Genomic DNA, 4,050 nt, shown 5'->3' on the forward strand with positions numbered 1-4,050 from the left:
CTGCCGGACGCAACTGCGCCGAACTGCGCCGCACCCTCCACACCGGGATGAGCCTGCTGACCGACCGCCAAAAAGAACACCTCAGCGTCCTCTTCGCCCACGAGAAGCACGCCGCGGTCGAAGCGGCCTGGGAGATCTACCAGGCCATGGTCGCCGCGTATCGAGAATTCGACCGCGCAAAGGCTAAGGCCAAGATGGAGAAGGTGATCGCGGCGCTGAGCAAGAAGGTCCCCGACACCCTCGAGGAACTGGGCAAGCTCGGCCGGACACTGACCAAACGCGCCGCCGACGTGCTGGCGTTCTTCGAGCGACTGGGCACCAGCAACGGTCCGACGGAGGCGATCAACGGCCGGCTCGAACACCTGCGCGGCTCCGCCCTCGGCTTCCGCAACCTCACCAACTACATCGCCCGCAGCCTCCTCGAATCAGGCGGCTTCAGACCCTTGCTACACCCTCAAATGCGATGAGCCTCGAATGCAGGATCTTGTGCCGACAGCGGCGCACGATGGTCGCGGGGATCTCGAACAACCGTGCGCGAAACCGTTTGGGCTCCCAGCGACGTGCATCATGGCCGGCCAGCGCGATGGCCTGCATCCAGGCGACGATGACGCCGGCGAGCTGGACGATCTGGCACCAGACCTGGTTCTGCGCGAATCCCTGCAGCGGGAACTTCATCAGGCCCATGTCCTTGGCGTTGCGGATCCGGTCCTCGCAGCGCGCGCGGCGGCGGTGACGCAGCTCCAGCACTGGAAGCTGGCCGCGTGGGGCGTTGGTCGCGAACGCAGTGATCCGCATCCCTTTGTGATCGGTGATCCGTAGCTGCACTCCGGGGTGGGGGCGTTCCTTCCTTACGGTTACCCGCATTCCGGGGGCCACCCGGGCAGGTCCAGTAGTCCGGTCAGTTCCGCGACCCATGCCCCATCGCGGATCCCTTCGGTGTCGGTGTCGTAGGCAGGAGTCCACGCCTTCGCCTCATCAATACGTTCCAACAGGTCAGGAGTGTTCGCGGGGAGGGTGAACCCGACTGAGTAGGCCAGACGCTGCCGCTCCAGCCAGCCCGCGAAGTCCTTGGGGCCGCCGGCCCCGTCGGTGCGAATCAGGACCTTTTTCGATCCCCGCCCGCCCCGGCCCAGCAGGGCCGGTGGGAGCTGCGCAAGGGCCAGACGGGTGACGGCGATGTGATCGCTGGCGGTGTTCGAGCCCGCGTTGCCGGGGCGAAGGTGGATCGCGAGCGGTTCCCCGGTTCCTTCGCTGCCGTGGTCCAGGAACGCGTACAGAGGGTGGTAGCCGAAGCCGCGTTTGAACGTCGGGGCGGCTTGCTCCTTCTCACTGTGGACGTTGATCAGGGTGGCGTCGAGGTCGATGACCAGCGGGGTCTTCGCGCTCGTCCCCTCGGCCGGGGAATGCTCGCCGGCCAGGGCCCAGGCCTGCTCGCGCGCGGTCCTGCGAGCCCTGGCGATCGCGGTCATCACGGCGGGCGCGTCCTCAGCGAGGGTGGTGAGCGTGCGGGAGATCGTTGGGGCCGAGGCGACGTCACCGAACAGGCCCGGCTCGCACCGCAGCAGGTCGGTGTCACGGGCGACCTCCCCGCCCACCGCGAGAGTCATCGCGAGGTCCAGCAGGACCTTGGAGGCGTGATGCTCGGCCAGCGGTTTCGTCCATGAACCCAACGCTTCACGCAGCGAAGAGGCGAGGCCGGTGGCGTGGATCGTGTCGGTCAGCAGCACCGCGCCCGCATGCGAGGCCGCCGGGACCTCAGCGACGTCCACACGCGGGCGGGGGTAGAAGAACACGGTAGGGTGGGACACCTGAAAGGTGCTCCTTCCGGCCAGGGATTACGAGACTCGACACCCCGTATCATCCCAGGCCAGGAGCACCTTTCTCTATGACGCCCACCCGTCGAGACCACACCCCAGTGAAATCTCGAGGTCAGCGGGTGCTCGTGGCAGGGCCTGAACTGTGGTCCGTACACTCCTACTCATGGATGCGCTTGATATTGGACGGATCGTGGCCGGACTGGTGCTGCTGGTCTTGGGTGGGGAATTTCTGGTGCGTGGGGCGTCAGCACTGGCCGGACGTTTCGGGATTTCGTCATTGGTGATCGGTCTCACCGTAGTGTCAGCGGCGACGTCGGCACCCGAGTTCGCAGTGAGCGTCGGTGCTGTACTGCGTGATGAACCGGGGCTTGCCGTGGGCAATGCGGTTGGCAGCAACATCATTAATGTCCTGCTCATCCTGGGACTGTCCGCGCTGGTCGTTCCCCTCGCTGTAAAGCGGAGGCTGATCCGCTTTGACCTGCCCCTGATGGTCGTCTTGTCAGTTCTACTGCTCCTTGTGTCCCTGGATGGGAGGATCAGTGCGGTGGACGGGCTGATACTATTTTTCGGTGTGGTGGTCCACACCATAATGTCCGTGGTGATTAGTCGGCGGGACGCCAAGACCGCGGTGAATGCCCGGGAAGGGACAGGAGATTCGGCAACCGTCGATCCAGCCGACGAGGAAGGGGCTGCGCTAGGCGCCTCGGTCAGCAGGTCGCTCTTCTTTGTGCTGCTGGGGGTCGCGTTGCTGGTCGCCGGTGCCACGCTGCTCGTGGAAGGAGCAGTGAACATAGCCACCACGTTGGGCGTAAGCAGCCTCGTGGTCGGACTGACCGTTGTGGCTGTCGGGACATCGCTGCCCGAGCTGGCGACGTCCATCATTGCCGTGCGTCGCGGTGAACGCGACCTAGCGGTGGGCAACGTGGTCGGCAGCAATATCTTCAACATAGGGGTAGTGCTAGGACTAACCGCGCTCATCTCTCTTGAGGGCATTCCCGTATCCGGCGCCGCAGTGGCCTTCGATATCCCAGTAATGCTGGCGGCCGCAGTGGCACTACTGCCGATCGCGTTCACGGGCTTCGCGGTGGCGCGTTGGGAGGGCGGCTTGTTCGTGGTTTTGTACGCCGCCTACACCGGATACCTTGTGCTGGCTGCCACAGCGCACGATGCACTGGAGGGATTCACCGTAGCCATGGCGTGGTTCGTGCTGCCGTTAATCGCACTGACGCTCATTTCCTTTACAGCCTACGAAATCGGGCTCCGCAAGGGACGCCGAGACCTGGACCAGACCACGACTTCGACGTAGACCGTCGAGTGCATTCGGCTGCTGGCTTCATTCAGGTCGTCGGCTGGATGTAAATCGGCAAGAGATGACTGTCGGTTGGTGGTGTCATAGCGTCGTAGCAACACTCCCGGTCGGTGGGGGCTCGAGGCGAGGAGGCCTGGGATGGTGCGGCGGCGACTCACGTTCACGGAGCGGATGGAGATCTCGACGGGATCGAAGGCCGGGTGGGGAGTCCGGAAGATCGCGTCTCACCTGGGTAGATGCCCTTCGGTGGTCTCCAGAGAGCTTCGACCGAACTCGACGAAGACGCGCGGCTATCAAGCCGTGACCGCGGACGTGAAAGCGCAACGCCAGCGCTCTCGCCCACAGGTCCGGAAAGTGGCAAAGGACCCGGTACTCGAGGCCCGCGTCAACGCCGACCTCGCAGCGTCATGGATGCCGAACGAGATCGCGGGTCGCTTGCGTCTGGAGGCCGCAGACCCGACCGTTGAACGCATGGCGAACTCTCCCGACGCTCAGGGCCGCACCGTCAGCGGAGAAGCGATCTACCAGTACATCTACGCGATCCCCCGCGGAGAACTCGCCAAGCGTGGGATCTTCTTGCAGTCCAAACGGACCAAGCGCCGGCCCCGCACGCACGGCCGCTCCCGAGGCGGGCCGATCGTGGGGATGGTCCCGATCGCGGAGCGTGGCGAGGACGCGGCGAAGCGGCGGGTACCCGGGCACTGGGAGGGCGACCTGATCATCGGGAAGAACGGGTCCTCGTGCGCGGCGACGCTGGTGGAGCGGATGAGCGGGTTCACCGGCCCGCTCGCCCTGCCCTCGAAACACGCCGAGGGCCCCCGCGGACGCGGTGATCGAGTACTTCACCGAGCTGCCCCGGATGATGCAGACCTCGCTGGTAAGGGACCAGGGCAGCGAGATGGCGCACCACGCAAAGGTCTCCCC

The 4,050-nt window shown here is 65.3% G+C and carries 2 protein-coding genes and 2 pseudogenes; 3 read left to right on the top strand and 1 reads right to left on the bottom strand.

All coding sequences use genetic code 11. The features are described 5' to 3' along the window. The coding region (locus ACZ1IK_RS11005; RefSeq protein ID WP_465098510.1) for a transposase at nt 1–467 on the top strand (467 nt) is incomplete at its 5' end. On the opposite strand, the pseudogene ACZ1IK_RS11010 reads toward ACZ1IK_RS11005, so the two are convergent. Then, a pseudogene (locus ACZ1IK_RS11010) lies at nt 436–1,808 on the bottom strand (IS1380 family transposase). The gene ACZ1IK_RS11005 and the pseudogene ACZ1IK_RS11010 sit on opposite strands and share 32 nt — an antisense overlap. Nucleotides 1,809–1,980: 172 nt before the next feature. On the opposite strand from ACZ1IK_RS11010, the gene ACZ1IK_RS11015 reads away from it, so the two are divergent. Together ACZ1IK_RS11015 and ACZ1IK_RS11020 are read left to right on the top strand one after the other, a co-directional pair. Further along, nucleotides 1,981–3,123: a calcium/sodium antiporter gene (locus ACZ1IK_RS11015; protein WP_043282823.1), complete on the top strand. Its 1,143-nt coding sequence runs from the start codon at nt 1,981–1,983 to the stop codon at nt 3,121–3,123. Between the two features lie 141 nt (nt 3,124–3,264). Further along, nucleotides 3,265–4,050, top strand: a pseudogene (locus ACZ1IK_RS11020) (IS30 family transposase); the annotation flags it as partial.

The organism is Micrococcus sp. CS26 (assembly GCF_055522295.1).